The organism is Spirosoma luteolum (assembly GCF_054778875.1).
Window position 1 is genome coordinate 115376 of record NZ_BAAGZE010000022.1, and the last position, 24169, is coordinate 139544.

A 24169-nucleotide genomic window follows, 5' to 3' on the forward strand; every position below is an offset into this window, starting at 1 on the left:
TCCCTAGTGGAAATCTGGATATACCGGTAGAAGGTCGCTGAGCAACCTTGGTATAGGGAGGGGGCAAACGCAACAGGCAGGGTGGGTCAGGGGCCAGGTATCCGTACGGGTGCTGGGCCAATCATCAATTGATTGCCGGCTTACTGATGGCTAACGGGCAGGCAAAGCGCAGCTGTCAACCCTGCCCTCCCGGCAGGGGGGACGGGGGCGCGTAACCAGTCGTAGTTACAACTGGCGCTGCCGGTTTTTCTCGACGTACTCAGAGGGGGTGAGTCCAAAATGGTCCTTGAAAACTTTGGAGAAGTAAGCCGCCGTATCGAACCCCACCGCGTAGGCAACGCTGGAAACGGGCGACTGGCCCAGCAGCAGTTCGCTGGCACGCTGTAGCCTCACTACCCGGATCAGTTCATTGGGCGATAGGCCGGTGAGGGCCTTTACTTTCCGGTTCAGGTGCATCCGGCTCAGGCTGACCGCGTCGGCCAGGTTGGCAACGGTAAATTCTGAATTGTCGAGTTCGGCCTGAATCACGGCATAGACCCGGTTCATGAATGAATCTTCGGGCTCAGGACTGTTGATGGGCAGGTGGCCCTGTCCCAGCAGCTGACTGCGCTGATGATCGCGCACCCGGCGCTGCTGCTCCAGGCGGTTGCGCACCCGCCACCGCAGTTCGTCGACCTGAAACGGCTTGGCGAGGTAATCATCGGCACCGGCCGACAAGCCCTCCAGCCGGCTGGCCGCGTCGGAGCGGGCTGTCAGCATCAGAATGGGAATGTAGTTGGTGGCCGGATTGGCCTTCAGGGCCCGGCAGAGGGCCATGCCATCCATAACCGGCATGAGCAGGTCCGTGATGATCAGGTCAGGTCCTGTAGCCAGGGCCAGATCGAGACCCGCCTGCCCATTGCCGGCGCGTTTCACCTGCCAGGCATCACCCAGCGTTTTCACGATGAGGTGGGCAATCTCGTCGTTGTCCTCGACTACCAGAATCAGGGGGCGCAGATCGGTGTCGTCGGCTGTGGCCGGGGCCGGGACCGTTGCCGACTCGGGCCGTGGCTGCAGATCTTCGGCCGGACGTAGCGGCAGGTCGATGAGGAACGTAGCGCCCTGCCCCGGCTGACTTTCGACCCGAATATTACCCTGCATCAGCTCGACCAGCTCGCTCACGAACGAGAGGCCAATGCCTGACCCACCGGCCGGGCGGGTGCTGTCGGCCTGGTAAAACCGCTCGAAGATATGATTCAGCTTGTCGGCCTCGATCCCCGTTCCTGTATCGACCACCGCAAGCCTGACCAGAGCCAGCTTGTCAGGGGTAGTGGGCTGCTCGAGTGTCAGCGTCACATCGATATGGCCCTGTGCAGGCGTAAACTTGAGGGCGTTGTTGAGCAGGTTATTGATGATTTTCTCCAGCTTGTCGGGGTCGAACCAGTAGTAGGGCGACGGTAGGGAGGGCTGAAACGTAAGGCGCACGTTGTGACGCTGCGCTTCGTCGTGAAAGGTGCCCACCGTTTGGCCAATAAAGGCTACCAGATCACCCTGAACGGGAGCCAGCGGCAGGGCCCCGGCTTCGATTCGGGCAATGTCGAGCAGTTCGTTGATCAGTCGCAGCAGATGACTCGCGCTCCGATGCACCATAGTCAGGCGATTGCGCTGGTCGGGGTTGGTGGTCTCATGCAGCGCATCTTCGAGCGGGGGCAGAATCAGGGTCAGTGGCGTGCGGAACTCGTGCGTGACATTGGCGAAAAAGCGGGATCGCCATTGATCGAGCTGACGCAGCTGCCGGGTTTCCTGATCGCGCAGGGCCATTTCGCTTTGCAGCCGTATCCGCCTGACCCGCACCCGCACAAACAGCATGACCCCAACGATCAGCAACAGGCCATAGGCGGTATAAGCCCACCAGGTTGCCCAGGGGGCCGGCCGGATCTGGATGCGCAGTTGACGGGTGTGGGGGCTCCAGACGCCCGATGTGTTCGAGGCATTGACCACAAAAGTGTAGGTTCCCGGTGAGAGGTTGGTATAGGTAGTGGTGGTCTGGCTGCCACTGTACACCCAGTCGGGGTCGAGTCCGATCAGTTTGTAGCGGTACAGATTCTTGCCGGTCTGATTGTACTGAAGGGCAGCAAAGTCGAAGGAAAGGTAATTCTGGCGGTAGTTGAGATCGAGCGAGTTGGTCTGCTCGATAACCGAGCGGATGGGCGAATCGGGGCCGGCCGTGGCGATACCGCGGTTGTTGATGCGTACGTCGGTAAGGGCGATGGCGGGCTGAAACGAATCGTCGCGGATGGCGTCGGGGCTGAAACAGGTGTAGCCGCCAACCCCCCCAAATACCAGCCGGCCATCGGGCAGCCGGATGTCCTGAAACCGGTTGAACTCATCGGCGGGCAGGCCATCATCGGTGGTATAGTTGCGAACCTCGAAGGTACGGCTATCGAAGCGGCATAAACCCTGATTGGTACTGAGCCAGAGGTGGCCCCGCCCGTCGGGCTGGATGCCGTAGATGACATTATTGGGTAAGCCTTCGGCCCAGCCAAACGTTCTGATGGCGCCGGTATGCTTATCGAGCCGGCAGAGGCCACTGCCGTACGTGCCGATCCAGAGGTAATTGTACTGGAGCGGGTCCTGAGCCAGGCTGAGCAACGACCGTGTGGGCAGGGCCGTTGGACTGGCCGGGTTTTCATGCCACCGGATCAGGCGCCGGGTCGCCAGGTCGGCCCGCACCAGACCCTGGTCCTGCGTGGCCAGGTAAATGTGCCCGCCATCAACGGTCATGTCCAGAACGGGACTGGCCGGTGCCGTTGCCGGCAGCAGTGGCCAGGCCTGGAATCGCTGCTGCTCCCGGTTGTATCGAATCATGTGCTGCCCCGTGTTATCGGCCAGCCCCCACAAATCGTCGTTGGCATCGGTCGTAAACGTATGGAGCATCAGTCCCCGGTAGGGACCGGTGTCGGGTAAGCCTTTCGGCGCCAGGCGCCTAAACTGACCGGCCTGCCGATCGTAGCGCATCAACGGCAGCGTTGGGCCGCTGAGCCATAGCGTACCCCGCTTGTCGAACTGCGTGCGCACCCCAAACGCGCTGTGGTTGCGCACCCCATCGGGAATGGCGTCGGCCGGGAGCCCAAGCTGCTGCGTGAGCCAGGCAACCGGAAAATTAATGGTTGGCCAGGCGGTGAAAGGGTTCGGCGTAAGGTTCGCCTTCAGCACGCCACTGCCATTGGTACCCAGCCAGAGCGTGTTCGACCGGTCGATGAGCGAACAGATGGGCGATGAGTAGGAAGGCAGGGGCGCTATGGGCAGTGGCAGCAGTCCACCGGCATCGGTGTATCGGTAAAGGTTGATAAATTCGTCGCCGGCCGGGCTGCGCGTCACCAGCGGGGTGGGTTCGCGATCGGGTATGGTAATGACACGTCGGACAATTGTGGTGCGGGGGTCGAACACGCTGATCTGCCCCGCCGTACCAATCATCAGCTCGCCATTGGCCCGCTCATAAAGCGACGCAATGCGGTTGGCGGCTAACCCATTCTGCGTGCGGAAGACGCGGACAGGCCCTTTGGCCGGAACCCGGTAAAGGCCCAGCCCCGTGCCGACCCACAACGTGCCCGACTGGCTCAGCAGCAGCGTGTAGATGGTAGGCGCCGGCGTCGTAGTGGGCCGCCAGGTATGCTGAGAAACCTCACCCCGGGCCGACAGTCTGAAAAAGCCCCGGCTGGCCGTACCGACCCAGACTCCGCCCCGCCGATCGGGGGCAATGGCGGTAAGCAGATCGGTGCCGACGGCAGCCTGAAAGGCGGGGCTGGCCGAAGCCCGGACAACCTGCTCGGAAACAGGGTCGAACAGATCGACCTGGTTGTTTTCGGTGCGGAGCCAGAGTCGGCCCGAGGGGTCTTCCCGGATTTCGTAGATGCTGCTGAACGAAAGCGACAGGGGGTTGAGCGGGTCGTGGTGAAAGACTTTGTAGCGCACCCCATCGTACCGGCACAACCCATCGCGGGTCGAGAACCACATAAAGCCCCGCCGATCCTGTACAATGGATTTGACAAAGCCCTGGGGCAACCCGTTCCGCACTGTCAGGTGGTCGAGGGGAAGCAGGGGCGTTGCCCGGCCTGGCTCCGGCAGGAACAGGAGCAACAGTACAAACCAGCCAACCAGGTATGTAAACCGATGCATAATTCGTGGAGAGCAGGCTTTTCTGGACCGGGGGCAACCGACGGGCTTGAACCGATCGAAATTAACGTAACGGAATCCCTGCTTTTTGGGTTTAAGAGGAAGAGCAACAAACGACTACTACCCTAAAGGGGCCATACCCACCTGTCTCATGAAGCTAACGCTAAAAACGCCGGTTGCGCAACCGCTGGAAACGGTTTGGGCTGGTTTCAACCGAACCTTGTTCGACCAGCTCAGCCCTCCTTTTCCGCCCGTCGAGGTTGTCCGTTTCGACGGCTGCCTCACCGGCGATATCGTCCATTTGCGACTCAACTTCCTGCTTTTCAAACAGGACTGGATCAGTACGATCACTGATCAGCAAACGACGCCTGCCGAGATCTATTTTATCGATGAAGGCACGAAGCTGCCGTTTTTTCTGGCCCGGTGGCATCATCGGCACGGGCTCGAACGGCGGCCCGACGGCGGCACCTGCATCGTCGATGCCATTACCTTTTCGACGCCCTTTCGGCTAACCAATTACCTGTTCTTTCCATTGTTGTGGATACAATTTGCGTATAGACGGCCTATCTACCGACGCATCTTCGGTCGGTTAGTCGGCTGAATTGATCGGCAATATAAACATTTGATGGGAAAGGGATTTAAACCCTCCCTGCTACCGGGGTATAGGTCCCGGTTCCGGGACCGGATGCGGGGAAGTTTTCGCAACTGCGCATATTGCGCTACTTTTGTCAATATCCCAATTCCGTCTACATGAAGCTACCTAACTTAACCACCCGCATTTTTCTGGGGATGGTAATCGGTGTGCTGATCGGCTATCTGTTTCCCGTAACGGATTCAGGCTTTTCGGGCACTGATCTCAACATTCTGTCAAAAATCTTCCTGCGCCTGATCAAGATGATCATCGGGCCGCTGGTGTTTGCCACCCTCGTGGTTGGCATTGCCAAGCTCGGCGACTTCGGTACGGTCGGGCGTATCGGCCTGAAAACCCTGGCGTATTTTTATTTTGCCACCATCCTGTCGCTGGTCGTCGGGCTGCTGGTCGTCAATATCATGAAGCCCGGTGAGGTGATGAGTCTGCCGCTGCCGCCTAAAGGCACCGATACGGGCGTAGAAGTGCAGAAACTCACCTTCGATAACTTCATTACGCACATCGTGCCGACGAGTTTCATCGAGGCAATGGCCAGTAATGAAATCCTGCAGATCGTGGTGTTCAGCATTTTCTTCGGCATTGCCGTCGGTTCGATCGGCGATACGGGTAAGGTGCTTATCAAGGCACTCGACGCGCTGTCGCACGCCATGTTCAAGGTGACGGGCTACGTGATGTCGTTTGCACCCTTTGGCGTGCTGGGCGCCATTGCTGCCGTGGTGGCACAGCAGGGGCTCGGTATCCTGACGGGCTATGCCTACCTGATTTTGTGTTTCTTCGGGGGGCTGCTCTTCTTCGTGTTTGTCATTCTGGCTGCCATCTGTCTGGTCGTTCGGATTCCGTATCTGGCGCTGTTGCGCGAAATTCGGAATGCCATGGTGCTCTCGTTCAGCACGGCCAGTTCGGAAGCGTCGTTCCCGCAGACTATCGAAGCCCTGCGCCGGTTTGGCTGCTCGGAGCGGATTATCTCGTTTGTGCTGCCCCTTGGCTATTCGTTCAACCTCGACGGGTCGATGCTGTACATGACCTTCGCAACGGCGTTTATTGCGCAGGCCTACCATATTCCGCTCTCGATCGAACAGCAGATCACGATGATGCTGACGCTGATGATTACGTCTAAAGGTATCGCTGGTGTGCCGCGCGCGTCGCTTGTTGTGATTGCCGGTACCATGTCGCTCTTCAACCTGCCCATCGAGGGGCTGGCTCTGCTGCTCGGTATCGATCAGGTGCTCGATATGGGCCGCAGCGCTACCAGCGTGGCCGGCAACGCCGTGGCCACCTGCGTAATCTCGAAGTGGGAAGGCGAATTCCGGACGGAGCCCCTCCCGGCTGCCGATGACGTAACGGTGTAGGCAAATCAATCGTATCATTTACGAAAAAACCCGGCTAATCAGCCGGGTTTTTTCGTAGGGTGTTGACCGATGGGCAAGGCTTATTTCTTCTTTTTGCTGCGGTCTTCAGCCATTTGTTTGATGGTTGGTGAGATGGCTTTCTCACGCTCCAGCCGCTTGTTTTTGATATACTGGAAGCCCAGCATACAGCCCAGCGACAGCATCATCAGCCAATAGCTATCGGCAAAAGTGGTACGCTGATACTCGGCAATCCAGAGGATCAGGAAGCCGGCCCCGGCCGAAAGCAGCAGTATTTCGTTCAGCTTCAGTTTCATAGTTTTCGGGGTGGACGTTGCTGGCTGCCACCGATTCCGGTTAAGCAGGCGTTTCTACAGCGCTCCTTTAGCTCGCATCTTGGCAAATTCGCGGTAGCGCCGGACAGTGGCAATGGCAAAGCCGATAACCACGATGAGCGTACCGATCCAGAGCAGGTTGATCAACGGCTTTTCATAGGCTTTCATCACGATGTAATCGCGCTGGGTGCGGTTCACGGCAAACGTGAACTTGCCGGTGCGGGGATCGATCTCGTTCAGCTGAATCCGAACCCCCAGTTCGTCGCTAACCTCGGCGGGGTGCGCCACCATCCGGTCTTTGATGACAAAGGCAGGGGTCAGCACCTGCTCGCCAGTCTTGCTCATAACCCGAACCCGGGCCCGAACGGCCGCATCGGACGGGCTAAGCGTAATGCCGTCGACGTCGGTCGTACGGGTTACGTCGTCCAGTACGGCCACGTAGTCGTTCAGGAAGAACGTGTCTTTAATGGCAACGGAGTACGTTTCGGTTTTCTCCCATTTATTTTCCGCATTGGGGTCGGGTACTGACGACACGAAGGTGTACATGTCGCGGTCGGTTTTATGGCGAATATCAGGCGACGCCAACAGCCCCATGCGCTCATTGACCTGGGCGCGGGGATAGAGCGTAAAGATTTTACCCCCCGGCTCACGGTACTCTACGGCGTAATAGGTGTTTTCGGGGTAGAGCGCCAGCGTATCGCCTTTTTTGTGGTACAGCTTGCCATCCTGCACAATGTCGCGCTGGGCAATGCCGTGGAAGTTGAACGTTTTGTCGCCCTCGATCAGCGCAATATCCCGGCGGGGAATGTAGCCCGGCACGTCGCGGGCTTCGATCCGCTGCCCACGGTAGGTCAGCTGATAGGGGCCCATTTTTTCGGGCTGGTTGAGCCACAGCAGTTTGTTCTCCTTGTTTTCCTTATTGTCGTTCTTGGTAAACTCGTCCTGCTTGGAAATCAGCAGACCGCTGTCGTTGATCGAAATGACTTTGGTGAAGCCAGCCGAGTACAGAATACCAATCAGCATCAGGGCCATACCCATGTGCGAAATGGCACCCCCCGACAGGCGGTAGTTACCCCGGAAAATGTTGAGCAGGATGGTGCCGTTGGTCATCAGGGCAAACAGGGCGGCAACCAGCAGGGCCATATACACGGGGTTGCTGATCGAACCGTAGGCAATGATACCCGCACTAAGCAGCAGCGTGAGAATACCGGGCGTGATAAGGGCTTCCCAGTTATGACCTTCGATCCGGCGCCACCACATAAACTGGCCGACACCGGTCAGCAGGGCAATGACCACGAAAAACCAAACCTGAAACTTGTTGTAATGGGCAATCTGATCGGCAGGCAGGGCCAGGTTCGAAATCTTGCCGAACAGTTCCAGTACTTTGTTGTAGACCGGAATCGACGTGGTGGCAATGACCTGGAAAGCGGCCAGACACAGCACCAGCGAACCCATAAACAGCCAGAATTCTTTGGTATAAACAGAGGTTTCTGCTTCGTCGGTCGGAATCTGTTTCCATTTCCAGGCGGCCAGCGCAACGGCCAGGCCGACAAACACAAGCAGATACACAAGCAACTGCCCCGACAGGCCCAGATCGGTAAATGAGTGTACGGATGCGTTGCCCAGAATACCCGATCGGGTCAGGAAGGTGGAGTAAAGCACCAGCAGAAAGGTGGTGATGGTCAGGATAATGGCCGTTTTGAGCCCCGTACTGTTTTTTCTGGCAATGAGCATGGTGTGCAGGGCACCTACCATCACAAGCCAAGGTACGTAGACCGCATTTTCAACCGGATCCCAGTTCCAGTACCCGCCAAAGTTCAGGGTTTCATAGGCCCAGTAGCCGCCCATCATAATGCCCACGCCAAGCACCATGGCGCCGAAGAGCGTCCAGGGCAGGGCCGGCCGAATCCAGTTGAACGGCTGGTTGCGCCAGAGACCGGCAATGCAGAACGCAAACGGCACGAGCGTGAGGGCAAAGCCCAGAAACAGCGTGGGTGGGTGAATAACCATCCAGTAGTTCTGCAGCAGCGGGTTCAGGCCATTGCCATCCTTCGGGATGAAGTTGGGGTCGGCCGTGAAAATAGGCGCGTCGGGCATAGCCTCCGACAGGAGCAGGAAGGGCGAGGAGCCAATCTTGAACGTATCGCCGAACACCACGCCCAGAATCATCGATGCCAGAAAAGCCTGCACCAGGGCGAAGATGGCCATCATGGGCGCTTCCCAGAGCTTGCCGGCCGTCCGGATCAGCAGGGCGCCGACCATGGCATCCCAAAAAAGCCAGAGCAGAAAAGAACCTTCCTGACCCTCCCAGAAACACGAAATAACGTACTGCACCGGCAGCGCCCGCGACGAGTGACTCCAGGCGTAATGGTACTCGAAATAATGGTTGTAGATAATCCAGTAGAGGCAGGCTCCTACCCCCACCACGGCGAGTCCGTGCAGGTAGAACGCCCAACGGGCCAGTGTCCGCCAGTCGTCCCGGGCGGGGGGCGCCGAGGCCTGGGCCGTGGGGCGGGCAGTCCGCTGGCGGGCTTTCTTCCCACCAAACGACGCCATGTCATCGCCGGCATAGGCCAGCTGCAGCTCTTCCTCGTCGGCCGTGCCGCTCGCCAGCGCGGGCTTGCCAATGGCCGAAATAAAGTAAGCCACCGTGGCGACAAGTGCCGTTACGAACGACAGAATGACAAGAAAATGGCCGAGTTGCCCGACTGTGGTATGTATCATAAGTCAACGAGTGAACGTGCGAACGGGCAACCAAGCGTGGCGTACAGCGACCGCTCTTTTACCCGTTCACCGATTCGCCTTTTTAAAGTTGGGCTGTTTTTGCTTCGTGCTCGGTAGTTTCGAGCTTGCCGTCCTGGTATTTCGAGGGGCACTTCAGCAGAATTTTGTTGCACTGAAAATGGTCGCCCTGCATGGCACCCACCACGACAATCTGCTCCGACCGCTCGAAGTCCTGTGGCTTGGGGCTGTTGTAAACCACTTTCTGGGGCTTGTTGTCATTATCGATCAGCGTAAACTCAAAATGGTTGGGGTCGATCGAAGGGTTGTAGAGCATGTCGGTGATCCGGCCCTGCGCATCTTTCTGCACTTTGCCCACCACGTGAATCTGTTTGTCGTCGCCGTCTTTGGCCAGGCTTTGTGCCTGTGTAAAGGTGACGTAGGAACTGGCGTCGCCGGCGGTCGAGACAATGATACCGATGGCGAGTGCAATAACGACGATGCCGATGATGTGTGAAATTTTCATACCTGTTCAGAAGCCGCAGGGGCCGTAATCAGACGTGGAGGGAGTTAGTTGGTTTTTGCTGGCTTTCTTTTTCAAGCTTGCCCAGCCGATTGTCGAGCCGCACCAGATAGAGCACGATGCCGATAAACACGACCGCGATAACCGCCACAACAACCCATATTTTGCCGTCGGCCCGGAGTTGATCGGCCATGTCGACACCGCCGGTTGTGGGTTGCTGGGCCAGCAGGGTCTGGCTGTGGAGCAGCAGGGCTGCCAATAAAAACGAAAGAGACGAAAAGAAACGCATGGCAGAATCCGGTACGTGCTTGATAAACGAAAAAAAGGGGGGAATCATTCCGGCTTTACTCATCGAGTGCGGCCTGCAACCGGCGCATTCTGACGCGTAATTCCGTTATCCAGACCCCCAGCAGGGTAAACCCGATGATAGCGGGGTAAAAAACGGTTCGCATGGCATTATCCATGTCGTACTTACCAAAGGCGGGGTTGCCGCCGTTGCCAGGGTGGAGCGAGTCGGTCAGGCGGGGTACGATGAAAATCAGCGGTACGAACACGGCGAAAGCGAAGATGTTGTAGACCGCCGATACGCGGGCCCGGCGCTGCTCATCGTCGAACGAGCCCCGCAGGATGAGGTAGGCCAGATACATGAGCATACCCACGGCCACGCTGTTGAGCTTGGGATCGTTGGGCCAGGGCTCGCCCCAGGTAAAGTTGGCCCACAGCGAACCGGTCGCGCAGCCCAGTACCCCAAACAGGATGGCTGTGTTGGCAAATTCAACGGCAATGCGATCCTGATCGGGCCGGCCGTTGCGGAGGTACCTGATCGAATAAATAGCCGAGGTAAGCAGCAGAATAATCATGCCGAACCAAAGCGGTACGTGGAAGTACACATTCCGGATGCTTTCGTTCAGGATGGGCTGGCGCGGTACCGTACCCAGCAACCCTTTCAGGATTACGTAGCTCAGAATCACCACCGCCAGGGCTTTCCACCAGTTTTTTTTCATGGGTAATGTTGATCGGTTTTCAGTTTGTCGTTTTCCGCTTTCAGAACACAGGTTCCAGCAGGCTATTTTTGGTTTTCAGTACCCTGTTTTCAGTTTTCAGCAGGGCGTCTGGTCTGGTTTCAGCAGGTTGTTTTCAGGCTCGTCCCATCAACCGATGCTACACTGTAAACTGTATACCGTATACGGTATATAGTTTACAGTTTACAGTGCCGCTCAGCTTCGCCATAGGAACGGAAACAGCAGCCACGAAAGTGTCAGCACAATGACGTCGATGGCCAGTACGGTGCCGATTTCGTCGAGGCTGGAACCACGGTCGAGGCCGTCGAGGGCGTTCTTCGATAATTTAAGCAGCATCAGCAGCAGCGGCAGGATGATTGGAAAGCTGAGCACCGCCATCAGCGTAGCCGGATTCTCGGCTTTGCTGGCAATGCCCGATACCAGCGTCAGCGAGGCCGCGAAACCAACCGCGCCCAGCACCAGCGTGATCAGGTACATGCCGACATCCTGAACGGGGTTGCCCAGCACGAACGCATACACGCCGAAGCCCAGCAGGGCCAGCACCAGCATCAGCATCGTATTATAGCCAATCTTGGCCAGGATGATTTGCTGTGGACTGGCGAGCACGTAATAGTAGAGCTGACGGCCGGCCCGTTCCTGCACGAAGCTTTTGGCAATGGCGTTGATGGCCGTGAAAAGCAGCACAATCCAGAATAGGGTATTCCAGACAATGGGTGTCAGCAGCCCGCGCCGGGCGTTAAAACTCATGTAACACGTGAACACCGCCCCCACAATGTAGAGCAGCATGCCATTGAGGGCATAGCGCTGCCGCCACTCCAGCAGAAACTCTTTCCGCATCAGCGCTCCCAATTGCCGTACCGATCCTGCCATGCCACAAATTTACGGTGCAATGCCGATGGGTAAAAGAAATAGTTTCATCGGCTGAACCTACGCACCCGTGGGCAGCGGCCCGGGCGGATCAGGCCGCAGGGGGCAGCTCAGTCGGATGGCCGTTGCGGGGTTGCCATTCCAACAGAACAATTCCTACTACCAGCCAGCTGAGTCCGAGCAGATAGCCGCCCAGCACATCGCTCAGGTAATGAACACCGAGGTAGATGCGGCTGAATCCAACCAGTCCGATGAGTATAATCGTGCCTATACCCACCAGCAGCCGGTGCCGGATGCGCCGACGCCCCCGCACGATCCAGTAACCCACCAGCCCGTGGAGCGTCATGGCCGTAGCCGAATGGCCGCTCGGAAATGAGTAGCCCACTTCGGTATAATAACCCACCTGCGCCGGGCGGGGCCGGACAAAATACCGTTTGCCCGCCTGCACCGTAATGGCCATGCCCACCACCAGTAACCACAAAACCAGTATGTGTCGCCGTTTGCGCTGGAACCAGAGCACCACCGACCCCAGCAGCAGAAAGAAAACCGTGGCGTAGGCCGACCCCAGATAGGTAAGACCGTAGAGAAACTGGCTGACGCGGGCGCTGCGGGTGTTAAACAGCAGTCGGGAAAAAGCCATGTCGATCTGCACCATGGGGCTGGTACTGACGATGCGTTCGGCAATCTCCGACAGCGTCATCAGGCTTACTACCAGCACGGCCAGCAGGACCGTGAGCGGCAGACCATCGAAGCGGTCAGTCGACAGGCGCCTGACTAACCAGCGCGTAACGCGGTACGAACGGGTGACGGGGACATAGCGGTGCAGGACGCGAATCAGGGAACGAAGCATAGGGCGTGACGACGACGGGTAGCGCGAAGCAAGCCATCGACCAACCAATCGGGTGGGGGCGATGTGCTATGTTTGCAGCGTTATGATTGAGGTAAGTACAGTGTTAACGCTTTGCGGGTTCGCCTTTCTGGCGGGTTTTATCGATGCCATTATCGGCGGGGGTGGGCTGGTGCAGACGCCCGCTATGCTCTTTACCCTGCCGCAGTACCCTGTGCCAACGCTGATCGGCACAACCAAAATTCCCTCGCTGGCCGGTAGCCTGATGGGTGCTTTTCAGTACAGCCGGCGGGTGGCCGTGGCAGGCCGGTTTATTGGCCCCATGATGGGCATTGCCTTTGGCGCGTCGTGGCTGGGCTCGCTGGTGCTGACCCGTGTACCGAATGGGTTTATGAAGCCCGTTGCGCTGGTGATCCTGATTGGGGTGTTTGTTTATACGCTTACCAAAAAAGACTTTGGCCAGTTGCCCCACCGCGTGGTGAGCCCGCGTCAGCAGCGCATCCGAATGTGGGGCATGGGGGCGGTCTTGGGGTTCTACGACGGCTTTTTCGGCCCTGGCACGGGCAGCTTTCTGGTGCTGGGCTTTATCTCGCTCGTCGGGTTCGACTTTCTGCGGGCCAGTGCACACGCCAAACTGGTCAACGCGGCTACCAACCTGGCCAGCGTGGTGTTTTTCGTGAATAAGGGGGTAATTATCTGGGCGGCTGCCCTGCCCATGGCGGTTGCCAACCTGCTGGGCGCGTTTCTGGGCGCCCGGCTGGCCCTGCTGAAAGGCAACGGGTTTATCCGGGTCTTTTTCCTGCTCGTTATTGCCGCCACCATCCTGCGCTTCGGTTGGGATCTGGTGGGGCGGTAGGTGGGGAGCATACGCTATCGACCCTGGTCCTTAGGTGAAAGCTGACTCTGGAGCCCGATTTCAGTGACTTATTGGAACGATCTAAAAGGATGCTAACACGGGTTCGCTGGTTTGGCTAGCTAGTAAATCATGGCGTATGAGTTTACCCCGTTCGAGTTGATAGGCGCGGTCAGCAATGGCGGCTAAACTGGTCCGGTGCGTGATGAGCAGAATGCCCATGGAAGGCCGCAAGCGTTCGAGTAAGTCCGTCACAAACCCTTCGGTGTGACGGTCCATGGCGGCCGTTGGCTCGTCGAGCAGGAGCAGTTGAGGTTTATGGTATAACGTCCGTGCCAGGGCTACCAACTGTCGTTGCCCGCCAGATAGGTTTACGCCGTCTTCGCCCAGTAAAGTCAGGTAGCTTTGCGGAAAGTGTTCGAAGTACCGGTCGAATCCGTATTGTCGGCAGAACGCAACGACGCGTTCGGCTTCCTTTGCCGTATCACCGAGACAAATGTTATCCAGCAACGTACCGCTGAACAGTTTGACATGTTGTGGCACAACGCCGATTAGCTGCCGCCACGTTGGTGTATCTATGTGTTTCCAATCGATGTCGTTGACAAGTAGCTGCCCATTTTCGGGTGCATAAAAACGCTGCACGAGTTGAAGCAGCGTGCTTTTTCCGTTCCCACTCTCACCCAGTAGGGCTACCAGTTCACCCTTTCGAACGGTCAGCGACACATTTTCCAGTAACAACGGCCGACCGGGAAATCGGAACGTAAGGTTACTGATGTCCATCGACTCAAAACCTGGAGCAGGATTAGGCGTGGCAGTAGGGTTGGCAGGCTGTTCGGGGTCGAGGTGAACGTATTCATACATCCGTTCAAAAGCCACATTGGCTTCCTGCAACTGGATATTCGTCAGAGCCAGACTCGCTACAGCGGGCAGAATGCTGCCAACTAAGGTCAATATAGCCATCATTTCACCCAATTGCAGTGTTTTCTGCACGACCAGCACCGATGTTACGGCAATCAGACCGGCAATAAGCAGGGCATTGATGATCTCAGCGGTTAAATTGAAGCGTAAGCCTAACCGGCCAAGCTGATACACCTTCTCCTGAAAGTTACCATACACAACGTTGGTAATGGATCCAAAGAACGATTCCCGGTTAGTCGCTTTGATCACATCGATGCCCTGAATAGTATCGACGTAGTTGCTTTCGGTATGTGCCGAAGTCGCCATAACGCTACGTTGCCCGTCGATGATGCGCTGGTGGTATCGCCACATCAAACCACCGTAGAGCGGAATGCTGGCGATACTTAGTAGTCCCACCCAAACTGAATAGGTAAACAGGTATCCTGCCGATACCAGCACCATCAGGGCGTTGATGACTACCGCACCTGTTACGTGGTTAATAGTCCGCTGAATGCGACCCGTATCGTTCAGACGAGCAACGAGTTCGCCGGTTTTTCGGCTGTCGAAGAATGACTTAGGCAGGTACAGCAATGCACCATAAAACTGGCTGATGATACGATTATTGAAATCGCGGCTTTGCCGGTTCAGCAGAAAGCCGCGCAAATAGCCTACTACTGCCCGCGCTACCAACAGAAAAGCCAGCAAGACTAACCCGAGAGTCAATCGTTTAGTGTCGTGTTCAGGCAAAATCTCATCGATGAGTTTTTGCGAAAAAATAGCTGTCGACAGGCCCAATCCCGCCGTTATGATGCCCAGTCCCGTAGCGATGGCCAGCAGGGGCGCATCGTCCCGGATGAGACCCAGTAACCAGCGTTGCTTAGCGCGTTTCTGGTCGCTCTGTTGCTGGAGCAACGCGTTTGGCGTTAGGGCCAGCAGTACCCGGGAGGGCCAGATGGCGGTCAGTTCGTCGGCGGTAAACTGGACAATGCCCCGTGCCGGGTCGCCAATGATAAATCGCTGATTGCGCGCATCCCAGTTGTAACAAATCACGTAATGCTGTAATCTATTCTCGATCAGGACGTGCAGAATAACCGGGCCGCTAACATCGGTTTTAAGGTTTTCGACCGAGTCAGCTTCCAGTCCTTCGGCATCGAAACCAAGTTGCGAAGCAGCCTGGCACAGGCCCAGCAGGGTAGTGCCCTGCTGATCGGTACCGCTCAGTTCGCGCAGGCGTTCGAGCCGGCTATAGCCACCGTAGTAGGCCAATACCGATGCTAAACAGGCTACTCCGCAGTCGGCATGTCCCTGTTGCCGCACGAGTGTCCGGTCAATGCGTTTACGCGTCATCATGTTATGAAGGGCTTTGCTTGAAGTACTCCACGAAAAGCCAAAGCAGGTCCCAGAGAACCGATAAAATCTGTTCCATAATTGATAGCCAATAGCAGGGTAGGAGAAGAATCAGAGATTGCGGGCAATGGCTTCGACGCTGGTTTCGCCCCGGAAGCGTTTTGACAGAGACCCGTCGGCGTGGTAGATCAGCACATCGGGCACAGATGCGAAGCCGAAGGTTTCATAAGCCGTTTTTCTATCTATGTGGGCTACCTGTACAGTGGGCAGGCTATTGAGTTGATGCGCCTTCGCAAAGGTGGCCAGGGCAGCTACCGGTGCCGACGAAAGCATAATGACCCGGGCGGAGCTAAGTAAAGCGGCCTTTCGGCGAAGTTCATCAGCTTCGCGCTGGCAGTGGTCGCAGTCGGGATCAAAGTAGATCAGCACCGCCGAACGGTTGGCCACTATAGTGCGATTGATCTTCAGACGGTCGAAACTATATGCTACGAAATTAGGTAGCGTCTGAATGCGCTCAGCAACTTCTTTTTTGCGGTTAAGTTTGTTTGTAAACCCCCAGGCCAGATAGGCCAATACTGCCAGCACCAGCACAGGTATAGTCCATTTTAAATACGTTTTCATGCCATGCTGACGGTTAGAAACATCACAAAAGCGACCCACACCAACAAACCTGTGCCATACGAAGCGGCTACTAATCCAAACGCCTTTGGCATCGGCAACTTGACGATCTGAGCAACGCCGTATGCCAGCATCAGCCAATACGCCAACTCAAAGAGGTTCGTTAACTGCAATGGATATAGTAGCCATTTGGCTACCTCCTGCGGCTCAAGCAGATTTAGTAAACTCAGCGGGTAAAAAAACTGTAGGTCATTTAAGGAGTAGTCCGTTTTGACGAACAAGAACCATAATAGCTTGACGACAGCGGGAAGCAACAAGACCAGTTCGGCTTGAATGACAACCAGAAAGAATGGCCTGAATACCCACCTATCAAACACGAAGTAATAGCCTAAACTCACAAGAGATGCTATAACTAAAAATTTGAACAAGTTAAAAACAGGCAGAATAATGTAAGGCAACCATGACCATTGACGGCTTTGGTCAATAAAGTTTTCAATTTGTTCAAATGTCATTTGGTCAGCTAAGCCATTAAAATACAATTCGTCAGATATCAGGAGGTATTGACTGGCAGAAGCCACTAAAATCGTTATGGCTACAGTAGTTACGTACAACCACCATAATTTGCTAAAAGAAGCTTGGTAAACTATAAATTTATTAGTCATGAGATTACGTGAAACGGAAACTTAGCTGATCGTTGCATACGTCAGTCAAATCTCCTTCCCTTGTAGAATAGGTATGCGAATCGGCAAGAATGAAACAGGCCCACGATTGAAGCCACTTTCAGTAGCCCATCCAACTTCAAAATAACAGATAGGACAATTATTAGCAGGCATGCGGGGAAAAATAGTATCTCCCAAAATGATGAACTCTTCATAAAAAAACGCGGGCTATACCTCATTTGTACAGCCCGCCCGTTAAAAATTATAAAACATCACAGTACATAAATGCACCAACAGCAACACCGGCTATAAATCCCGCAGGGTTACCACCTGCATAAACTTGTCCAGTAATACCGGCTCCCAACATTCCTACTAAACAGGAAGTGCCCCGGCTACCGCCACTAATTGATTGCATTAATTCGTAAGATAGCTTTTTTTTCATTTTTCTTAAAATTAGCTGCTGAAACATCCTCCCCCAGCGGCACCCATCATTGCACCACCCACTGCGGCTAATAAAGCCCCTGGTCCTGTCCAGCCCATACCCCAAGCTGCGAGAACCGCTCCGCCTATAACTTGCTCTGCACAAGGACTTAATCGCCCACACTGCGTCAGTGTCATTTGGCTGATTTCTAACTTTTTCATATTGCTACGTTTATAAAAAGTCGCCTACTCTTTTACAGGCTTTTCGGCGTTCGCCTTTATTGCGCGTTAACGTTACAAAGGTGACACTCGAACGCGTCCGGTACATGAGCAGGCTTACCCCTTTTTCCTGGGTAAGCCTGCTCATTTTTGCCTGGGTAAACTTGCCCAAAACTTACTTATAATAGTTTGTAACTCCCTTTCAATCAAGTAGTTTTTGGATTTGATTCCTGTTTGCCAACACGTAGCGGGTTAGGCTTCCCGGCCCGCCACCTATGTTCAGTTTCTGCGAGATCCGCGCTTTGTGATTATTGATAGTCCGCTCGCTGAGGCACAACGAGTTGGCAATCTGCGGGCCACTTTTATCATCAGCTATCAGCTTCAGCACGCGTCGCTCGGCAGCTGTCAGGCACTGCCAGCCGGGCAGCATTTCTCTTGCAATTACCACTGAATGTGTCTGGAGCAACGAAGACTGATAGAATCGTCCGGCTTTGAGAGTCAGCAAACAGTCGGTTAACTCATCGACGGTACAGAGTACATCGAATTCCAGATGATCCAGCATGGTCCACAGGCATAAACTCGTGTCGGTATCCGGCGTCAGGCAAACTATAATGGCCGTTTGAGGGCTACTCTCTCTGATGGTTGTGAATAAAGAGGGATCTTCGAGGTGTTCGTTTGCGACGAGCACAAAGCGGGGTTTCTCCACCGCAACGCGTTCCCGAAAGAGAGTTAGGTTGAATTGGGTAATTGGCCAGTTCAATCCGGCGTTGTCGGAGGCAGCAGCAAGTCTCAAAGCGATTGAACGGCGGCTGCATAGGGTAACTATGTTCATTTACGGTGCGGTAGTAATCACTATAACGAGGATAGATATAACTAATGCACCAATGTAACTTTTTTGATCGATGTGCGCAAGTAAATAATGTTGATGCCACACGAAAAACTATTTAGTAATGCCTGAGTAACTACGTAAAATTGAGCACGTTGATTTATGCTTTTGACAGGCCCTATACTGGTATCGAGACCATAAGTCGTTTACATCTAATTGATAGATAATTGGTTGATATACAATGAATTATGTTTTCATAGTCACTATATCTATAGTATATATACGTTGAGGAATGACCTGGGGTCATTCCTCAACGGTAGTTACTTCAGAATCGGCTCCAGGGCTGCCCTGTTCTCGTTCAGCCAGTCGTGAATGTCGGTCACGATTTCGCGTATGCCAAGCTGGGGTTTCCAGCCGGTCAGTTCCGTCACGCGGGTGTTGTCGGTGACGTAGAGCCGGATGTCGGCCGCCCGGTTTTCGGCTACTGCCTTGATCGGAATGGTTTTACCGGTTACTTCCTGGCAGATTTTGGTCAGCTCCTGCAGCGAAGCACTACTTTCAGTGCCGCCCCCCGCGTTCAGGATTTCGCCGTTCACCGCGTCGAGGTTGTGCAGCTGCCAGTCGATCAGGCGGTACAGATCGGCAATGTGCAGCATATCGCGGGTTTGTTTGCCCGTGCCACCGTAACCGATGTAAGCCAGCTGCTGCTCGAAAAAGTGCTTGGCAATCCAGAGCACCATCACGCCCTGGTCGACTTTGCCCATCTGCCACGGACCCGTGATAACGCCACAGCGGTTGATGACGGTTTTGAGGCCGTAGAACTCGTTGTATTCCTGAATGAGCAGTTCGGACGCCAGTTTGGTGGTGCCGTAGAGCGAGCGGGCGCCTGTCAGCGGAAAATCTTCGGCAATACCTTTCGACGAAACACCCGGCACCGGCTGATCGTCGGTCAGCACAAAACGCGTGTCGGCTTCGGCGAAGTTGAGGGTTTCGATGGTCTTGATCGGATACACCCGGCTCGTCGACAGGAAGATAAAGCTGGCTCTATGCTTCAGCGCGTAGTTCAGGCAGTTGACCGTGCCGAACAGGTTGGTGTTGATCAGGTAATCGGGCGTACCGTCGAGGCCAGCCAGCACCGAAGGCTCGGCCGAGGCTTCGATCACGGTATCGACGGCGGGCAACGCATCGAAGTCTTCCTTGCTGCGGATGTCGCCGTGGATAAACTCGATGCCGGCCGCTTTCAGGCGCGACAGGCTCAGCTCCGAGCCGCGCCGTTTGAGGTTGTCAAGGGCAAAAATCTGGTAGTTGGGGTAGTTCTGCTTCAGCGAAATAGCCAGCGAGGCCCCCACAAAACCGGCACCGCCGGTGATAAGAAGTTTCATAATTAGTTAGTTGTACCGTTATAAAGTCGTACAGTCGTAACCTGGCAAAGTGACGCGGCCGCCAACGTTACAACGGTATAACTGTACTACACGATAACGGTCAGGAGGCAATGCGTTTAAGTTTGACGTTTTCGACGGGGCGGATCACCAGCGGTACTTTCTCGACCTTAACCGAGCTGCTGTCGAGTCCGAACCAGCGGTCTTCGGGGGTGGTGAAGCCTTTAATCGTAAAGTAGATATTCATAATCAGCCGTTCGCGGGAAGGCAGTTCGTTCTCGAACGACAGGAACTTCTCGAGTACCACAAACCGGAAGTCGCCGATCACGTTCTGACCCCGCAGCGATTCGTAGCGGCTCGTAATATCCACTTCCTTGTTTTTCACCATGTCTTCGATTACTTTCCGGAAGAACAGGTTGATGCGCTGCTCGACCCGGAAACCCAGCCGGAACGTAACCTTGTAGGCATCGTCGGGCGCCAGCGTATTCACCTTGTATTCCATGGTGTACGGATCGTCGGTGGTGTCGACGTGCACAAACCAGTAGATATCAGCGCGTTTGGGCCGTTTCTGAAAGATCGAATAAATAATCTTCGACTCGATCTCCGACTGCCGGGCCGCATTGCTCATAAAGACGAGGTGCGTGGCGTACTTCGGGATGCTGATATCGCGGCTCAGCTCCTTGATCGTTTGAAGGTAATGATCGATCCGGACGTATTCAGTCAGACGCAGCTTGATCTGGAAGGCCTGAAGCCAGATATACATGACCCCGGCGATAGCCGCCCCGATCAGCACCGATACAAAACCGCCGTGGGGGAATTTGATCAGGTTAGCGATCAGAAACGAGCCCTCGATACCGAGGTAAACGAAGAGAAACAGCACGATGCCCCACGCCTGGAATTTCTTGACGTACAGGTAATACGACATCAGCATGGTGGTCATCAGCATCGTCAGCGTGATCGCCAGCCCGTAGGCCGCTTCCATGTTCGACGATTCGCGGAAGTAAAGCACTACGCCCACGCAGCCGGCCCACAGCAGCAAGTTCACGCTCGGTACATACAGCTGCCCCTTCTGTACGCTGGGGTAACGCAGCCGTACCTTGGGCCAGAAATTGAGCCGGATGGCTTCGCTGATAAGCGTAAACGACCCGCTTATCAGGGCCTGGCTGGCAATGACCGTGGCGGCCGTAGCAATCACGATACCGATGGTCAGGAACCAGGGCGGCATCACTTCGTAAAACGGAATTCGGGTTTTCAGCACCTGTCCCTCGATACCAAGTAGCCAGGCACCCTGTCCGAAGTAATTCAGGATCAGGCAGCTTTTCACAAAAACCCAGCTCACCCGGATGTTTTTACGGCCGCAGTGGCCCATGTCGGAATAAAGGGCTTCGGCCCCCGTCGTACAAAGAAACACCGACCCCAGCAGCCAGAACCCGCCTGGATACTCGGTGAGCAGCCAGTAGGCATAGTAGGGGTTGAGGGCGGCCAGGATGCCGGGCGACTGAATCAGCTGGGCAATGCCGAGCGTACCCAGCATCAGAAACCAGATGAGCATGATGGGCCCGAACGCCGTGCCGACGACGCTCGTACCGAAGGCCTGAATCAGAAACAGTACGGTCAGAATCGCCAGTACGATCGGGATGGTTTCGATATTGGGGTAGATCAGCGTTAGCCCCTCCACGGCCGACGATACCGAAATCGGTGGGGTAATAATACCATCGGCCAGCAGCGCCGAGCCCCCGATTATGGCCGGCAGCGTCAGCCAGCGGGCGTGCCGCCGAACCAGCGCATACAGGGCGAAGATCCCCCCCTCGCCCCGGTTGTCGGCCCGCAGAATCAGGATAACGTATTTGACCGTGGTCTGCAGCGTAAGTGTCCAGAAGATGCAGGAGAGAGCCCCCCGTACAACATCGGCCTTAATGACATTCTCTGACCCGATGATGGCGCGCAGGGTGTACAGGGGCGACGTACCGATGTCGCCGTAAATGATACCCATGGCCACCAGTAGCCCGGCCGCCGTGACGGTATCTAAATGTTTTTTGTCTTCCATGAATGCAGGCTGTAGTCGTTTGGCAAGTCAGGTGGCGTTGGTTGAGACGTGGGCAAAGATAACCGTTGTCCGACTTTATTGTCATGCTGCCCGGCTAAGTAACGGTCCGATATCGAAATCATAAACGGCCAAATCGGTCCTGTGTTTTGCCGGCCAGTTGGGTACTGCAACGGCACCCTGGGTCTATACGGGGCAATCCAAAAGGCTGCCGGCACCGTATGTAAAAGCTAATTGCTCTGTCAACCACCGGTTGCTGGAGGCTTAGTTTTAATTAGGTGTGTTTAGCAGACGGTCCATTTTTTAAGTGGACCGTCTCTGTTGGCACCTTACCCTACGATACCGTGCCGCCGTTCCAGACCCCCTGGCCGGGTTGCAGCAGGGCCAGCTGACCGTCGCGGTCTTCGGCCATCAGAATCATCCCCTGCGACTCCTGACCCATCATTTTCCGCGGGGCCAGGTTGGCCAGAAACGTAACCTGTTTGCCAATCAGCTCTTCGGGGCTGAAGTGTTTGGCAATGCCGCTCAGAATCTGCCGGCCACCCAGCCCGTCGTCGACTCTAAGTTTCAGCAGCTTATCGCTCTTGGGTACCCGTTCGGCTTCGGTTATGGTACCGATGCGGATATCCAGTTTCGCAAAATCGTCGTACTGAATCTGGTCGCGCAGGGCGGGTACTGTTTTGGTTTCTAACTCGTTCATGCGTTTGGCGTCCAGCAGTTTCTGTACCTGCCGGTTTATTTCGTCATCTTCTAGTTTGGCAAACAGGAGCTGGCTCTTGCCGAGCTTATGACCCGCTGTGAGCAGGTCGGGGCGGCCGGCATTCGTCCAGTCGAGCGGATCGGTCAGGGCCAGCTGGGTGCGTAGTTTCCCGGCCGTAAAGGGCAGGAACGGCTCGCAGACAATGCTGAGCGTGGCCGATAGCTGCAGGGCCAGGTTCAGGATGGTATTGGCCCGCTGCGGGTCGGTCTTGACTACTTTCCAGGGTTCGGTTTCGGCCAGGTATTTGTTGCCCAGCCGCGCCAGATCCATCAGGTGAGCGAGCGCTTCGCGGAACCGGTACTGCCCGATCGACTGGCCGATGCGGTCGGGAAACTGCGCTACCTCGTCGAGCACCTGCCGGTCGTAGTCGGTGAGGGGGCCGGCCACGGGTACCGTATTGTCGCAGAACTTCTGGGTGAGTACCATTGCCCGGTTCACAAAATTACCGAAGATACCCACCAGCTCCGAGTTGTTGCGGGTCTGGAAATCTTTCCAGGTAAACTCCGAGTCTTTGGTTTCGGGGGCGTTGGCGGCTAGCACGTAGCGCAGTACATCCTGTTTGCCGGGCAGTTCCTCGAGGTATTCGTGGAGCCAGACGGCCCAGTTGCGCGAGGTACTGATCTTATCCCCTTCGAGGTTCATAAACTCGTTGGCCGGCACATTGTCGGCCAGAATAAAAGAGCCTTCGGCCATCAGCATCGCCGGGAAAATGATGCAGTGGAACACGATGTTGTCTTTACCGATGAAGTGGACCAGCTTGGTTTTTTCGTCGCGCCAGTAGGGCTCCCAGTCGTGTCCCTGCTGTTCGGCCCATTCCTTGGTCATGGAAATATAGCCGATCGGGGCATCGAACCAGACGTACAGCACTTTGCCGTCGGCGTCGGCCAGGGGTACCTTAATGCCCCAGTCGAGGTCGCGGGTCATGGCGCGGGGGCGCAACCCTTCCTTGAGCCACGACTGGCAGGCGCCAAACACATTGGTTTTCCACTCCGAATGCCCGTTTACGTAGTCTTCAATCCGGGGCTGCATCCGGTCGAGGGGCAGGAACCAGTTTTTGGTAGCCCGCAGAACAGGTTTCGAGCCCGACAGGGTAGAGCGGGGGTCGATCAGTTCGGTCGGGCTGAGGGCGGTGCCGCACCGTTCGCACTGATCGCCATACGCATTGGGGTTGCCACACACGGGGCAGGTACCCACAATGTACCGATCGGCCAGAAACTGCCCCGCCACCTCATCGTAATACTGCTCGGTTACTTCTTCTACAAAATCGCCCTGGTTGTAGAGCTTGGTGAAGAAGTCCTGGGAGGTCTGGTGATGTACCGGGTTGGAGGTGCGGGAATAGATATCGAACGAGATACCGAAATCGCTGAATGCCTGTTTAATCTGGGTGTAGTACTTGTCGACTACCTCCTGCGGGGTAATGCCTTCTTTCTTGGCTTTGATGGTGATGGGCACCCCGTGTTCGTCGGTGCCGCTGATGAAGGCGACATTTTTGCCGGTGGCCCGCAGGTACCGCACGTAGATATCGGCGGGCAGGTAGCAACCGGCGAGGTGGCCAATGTGAATGGGTCCGTTGGCGTAAATAAGGGCTGCCGTAACGGTATAACGCTGGGGATTTTCGAGCGACATAGCTTGGTAGGGTGCCACCTGCTCAACCGACCCACAGCATCCGACCCGGACCCTGG

At 55.8% G+C, this 24169-nt stretch carries 19 protein-coding genes; 3 read left to right on the forward strand and 16 right to left on the reverse strand.

Going from position 1 to position 24169, the window contains the following annotated elements; all coding sequences use genetic code 11:
- Positions 1-225: 225 nt before the first annotated feature.
- Positions 226-4158, reverse strand: coding sequence for a hybrid sensor histidine kinase/response regulator transcription factor (locus ACYVAC_RS19725; protein WP_461099513.1), 3933 nt, complete (start codon positions 4156-4158; stop codon positions 226-228).
- Positions 4159-4306: 148 nt separating this feature from the next.
- Here ACYVAC_RS19725 and ACYVAC_RS19730 point away from each other — a divergent pair, with 148 nt between their 5' ends.
- Both ACYVAC_RS19730 and ACYVAC_RS19735 read left to right on the forward strand, forming a co-directional pair.
- A complete protein-coding gene (locus tag ACYVAC_RS19730; RefSeq protein ID WP_461099514.1) occupies positions 4307-4756 on the forward strand; it encodes an SRPBCC family protein in 450 nt (149 codons plus the stop codon).
- 149 nt (positions 4757-4905) lie between these two features.
- On the forward strand, positions 4906-6153 hold the full coding sequence (locus ACYVAC_RS19735; protein WP_461099515.1) for a dicarboxylate/amino acid:cation symporter: 1248 nt from the start codon (positions 4906-4908) through the stop codon (positions 6151-6153).
- Between the two features lie 80 nt (positions 6154-6233).
- On the opposite strand, the gene ACYVAC_RS19740 is transcribed toward ACYVAC_RS19735, so the two are convergent.
- The 7 genes from ACYVAC_RS19740 to ACYVAC_RS19770 all read right to left on the reverse strand — a co-directional run bounded on the left by ACYVAC_RS19740 (position 6234) and on the right by ACYVAC_RS19770 (position 12468).
- On the reverse strand, positions 6234-6467 hold the full coding sequence (locus ACYVAC_RS19740; RefSeq protein ID WP_461099516.1) for a hypothetical protein: 234 nt from the start codon (positions 6465-6467) through the stop codon (positions 6234-6236).
- Positions 6468-6521: 54 nt separating this feature from the next.
- Positions 6522-9209, reverse strand: coding sequence for a cytochrome c biogenesis protein CcsA (ccsA, locus tag ACYVAC_RS19745; protein ID WP_461099517.1), 2688 nt, complete (start codon positions 9207-9209; stop codon positions 6522-6524).
- Between the two features lie 82 nt (positions 9210-9291).
- Positions 9292-9732: a cytochrome c maturation protein CcmE domain-containing protein gene (locus ACYVAC_RS19750; RefSeq protein ID WP_461099518.1), complete on the reverse strand. Its 441-nt coding sequence runs from the start codon at positions 9730-9732 to the stop codon at positions 9292-9294.
- A gap of 28 nt (positions 9733-9760) precedes the next feature.
- Positions 9761-10018 carry a CcmD family protein gene (locus tag ACYVAC_RS19755; RefSeq protein WP_461099519.1) on the reverse strand — a complete coding sequence of 86 codons (258 nt, stop codon included), beginning with the start codon at positions 10016-10018 and terminating at the stop codon, positions 9761-9763.
- A gap of 55 nt (positions 10019-10073) precedes the next feature.
- Positions 10074-10733 (reverse strand): cytochrome c biogenesis protein CcsA, encoded by a 660-nt coding sequence (gene ccsA, locus ACYVAC_RS19760; RefSeq protein WP_461099520.1) that lies wholly within the window; start codon positions 10731-10733, stop codon positions 10074-10076.
- 213 nt (positions 10734-10946) lie between these two features.
- Positions 10947-11621 (reverse strand): heme exporter protein CcmB, encoded by a 675-nt coding sequence (locus ACYVAC_RS19765; RefSeq protein ID WP_461099521.1) that lies wholly within the window; start codon positions 11619-11621, stop codon positions 10947-10949.
- An 88-nt stretch (positions 11622-11709) separates the two neighbouring features.
- Positions 11710-12468, reverse strand: a complete 759-nt coding sequence (locus tag ACYVAC_RS19770) for a phosphatase PAP2 family protein (protein WP_461099522.1) — start codon at positions 12466-12468, stop codon at positions 11710-11712.
- A gap of 82 nt (positions 12469-12550) precedes the next feature.
- On the opposite strand from ACYVAC_RS19770, the gene ACYVAC_RS19775 reads away from it, so the two are divergent.
- Complete coding sequence (locus tag ACYVAC_RS19775; protein ID WP_461099523.1) at positions 12551-13321, forward strand: sulfite exporter TauE/SafE family protein; 771 nt, start codon at positions 12551-12553, stop codon at positions 13319-13321.
- A gap of 81 nt (positions 13322-13402) precedes the next feature.
- Here ACYVAC_RS19775 and ACYVAC_RS19780 read toward each other — a convergent pair whose 3' ends face one another.
- From ACYVAC_RS19780 to metG, 8 genes are all read right to left on the reverse strand, one after another.
- Positions 13403-15565 carry a peptidase domain-containing ABC transporter gene (locus tag ACYVAC_RS19780; RefSeq protein WP_461099524.1) on the reverse strand — a complete coding sequence of 721 codons (2163 nt, stop codon included), beginning with the start codon at positions 15563-15565 and terminating at the stop codon, positions 13403-13405.
- A gap of 108 nt (positions 15566-15673) precedes the next feature.
- Positions 15674-16183 (reverse strand): hypothetical protein, encoded by a 510-nt coding sequence (locus tag ACYVAC_RS19785; protein WP_461099525.1) that lies wholly within the window; start codon positions 16181-16183, stop codon positions 15674-15676.
- On the reverse strand, positions 16180-16842 hold the full coding sequence (locus tag ACYVAC_RS19790) for a hypothetical protein (RefSeq protein ID WP_461099526.1): 663 nt from the start codon (positions 16840-16842) through the stop codon (positions 16180-16182). Before ACYVAC_RS19790 ends, ACYVAC_RS19785 begins: the two co-directional genes overlap by 4 nt.
- Before the next feature lie 259 nt (positions 16843-17101).
- Complete coding sequence (locus tag ACYVAC_RS19795) at positions 17102-17281, reverse strand: hypothetical protein (RefSeq protein WP_461099527.1); 180 nt, start codon at positions 17279-17281, stop codon at positions 17102-17104.
- Between the two features lie 399 nt (positions 17282-17680).
- On the reverse strand, positions 17681-18310 hold the full coding sequence (locus tag ACYVAC_RS19800; RefSeq protein WP_461099528.1) for a helix-turn-helix domain-containing protein: 630 nt from the start codon (positions 18308-18310) through the stop codon (positions 17681-17683).
- A gap of 314 nt (positions 18311-18624) precedes the next feature.
- A complete protein-coding gene (locus tag ACYVAC_RS19805; protein ID WP_461099529.1) occupies positions 18625-19686 on the reverse strand; it encodes an NAD-dependent epimerase/dehydratase family protein in 1062 nt (353 codons plus the stop codon).
- 100 nt (positions 19687-19786) lie between these two features.
- Positions 19787-21730, reverse strand: coding sequence for a KUP/HAK/KT family potassium transporter (locus ACYVAC_RS19810; RefSeq protein WP_461099530.1), 1944 nt, complete (start codon positions 21728-21730; stop codon positions 19787-19789).
- A 331-nt stretch (positions 21731-22061) separates the two neighbouring features.
- Positions 22062-24113, reverse strand: coding sequence for a methionine--tRNA ligase (metG, locus tag ACYVAC_RS19815; RefSeq protein ID WP_461099531.1), 2052 nt, complete (start codon positions 24111-24113; stop codon positions 22062-22064).
- Positions 24114-24169 lie beyond the last annotated feature (56 nt).

What these genes read in the sequence shown, in the direction of transcription:
- ACYVAC_RS19780 (WP_461099524.1), bottom strand. Translation starts at nt 15,565, where the DNA reads ATGATGACGCGTAAACGCATTGACCGGACACTCGTGCGGCAACAGGGA.
- ccsA (WP_461099517.1), bottom strand. Translation starts at nt 9,209, where the DNA reads ATGATACATACCACAGTCGGGCAACTCGGCCATTTTCTTGTCATTCTG.
- ACYVAC_RS19775 (WP_461099523.1), top strand. Translation starts at nt 12,551, where the DNA reads ATGATTGAGGTAAGTACAGTGTTAACGCTTTGCGGGTTCGCCTTTCTG.
- ACYVAC_RS19810 (WP_461099530.1), bottom strand. Translation starts at nt 21,730, where the DNA reads ATGGAAGACAAAAAACATTTAGATACCGTCACGGCGGCCGGGCTACTG.
- ACYVAC_RS19735 (WP_461099515.1), top strand. Translation starts at nt 4,906, where the DNA reads ATGAAGCTACCTAACTTAACCACCCGCATTTTTCTGGGGATGGTAATC.
- ACYVAC_RS19765 (WP_461099521.1), bottom strand. Translation starts at nt 11,621, where the DNA reads ATGGCAGGATCGGTACGGCAATTGGGAGCGCTGATGCGGAAAGAGTTT.
- ACYVAC_RS19790 (WP_461099526.1), bottom strand. Translation starts at nt 16,842, where the DNA reads ATGACTAATAAATTTATAGTTTACCAAGCTTCTTTTAGCAAATTATGG.
- ACYVAC_RS19730 (WP_461099514.1), top strand. Translation starts at nt 4,307, where the DNA reads ATGAAGCTAACGCTAAAAACGCCGGTTGCGCAACCGCTGGAAACGGTT.
- ccsA (WP_461099520.1), bottom strand. Translation starts at nt 10,733, where the DNA reads ATGAAAAAAAACTGGTGGAAAGCCCTGGCGGTGGTGATTCTGAGCTAC.
- ACYVAC_RS19785 (WP_461099525.1), bottom strand. Translation starts at nt 16,183, where the DNA reads ATGAAAACGTATTTAAAATGGACTATACCTGTGCTGGTGCTGGCAGTA.
- ACYVAC_RS19795 (WP_461099527.1), bottom strand. Translation starts at nt 17,281, where the DNA reads ATGAAAAAAAAGCTATCTTACGAATTAATGCAATCAATTAGTGGCGGT.
- metG (WP_461099531.1), bottom strand. Translation starts at nt 24,113, where the DNA reads ATGTCGCTCGAAAATCCCCAGCGTTATACCGTTACGGCAGCCCTTATT.
- ACYVAC_RS19770 (WP_461099522.1), bottom strand. Translation starts at nt 12,468, where the DNA reads ATGCTTCGTTCCCTGATTCGCGTCCTGCACCGCTATGTCCCCGTCACC.
- ACYVAC_RS19755 (WP_461099519.1), bottom strand. Translation starts at nt 10,018, where the DNA reads ATGCGTTTCTTTTCGTCTCTTTCGTTTTTATTGGCAGCCCTGCTGCTC.
- ACYVAC_RS19740 (WP_461099516.1), bottom strand. Translation starts at nt 6,467, where the DNA reads ATGAAACTGAAGCTGAACGAAATACTGCTGCTTTCGGCCGGGGCCGGC.
- ACYVAC_RS19725 (WP_461099513.1), bottom strand. Translation starts at nt 4,158, where the DNA reads ATGCATCGGTTTACATACCTGGTTGGCTGGTTTGTACTGTTGCTCCTG.
- ACYVAC_RS19805 (WP_461099529.1), bottom strand. Translation starts at nt 19,686, where the DNA reads ATGAAACTTCTTATCACCGGCGGTGCCGGTTTTGTGGGGGCCTCGCTG.
- ACYVAC_RS19800 (WP_461099528.1), bottom strand. Translation starts at nt 18,310, where the DNA reads ATGAACATAGTTACCCTATGCAGCCGCCGTTCAATCGCTTTGAGACTT.
- ACYVAC_RS19750 (WP_461099518.1), bottom strand. Translation starts at nt 9,732, where the DNA reads ATGAAAATTTCACACATCATCGGCATCGTCGTTATTGCACTCGCCATC.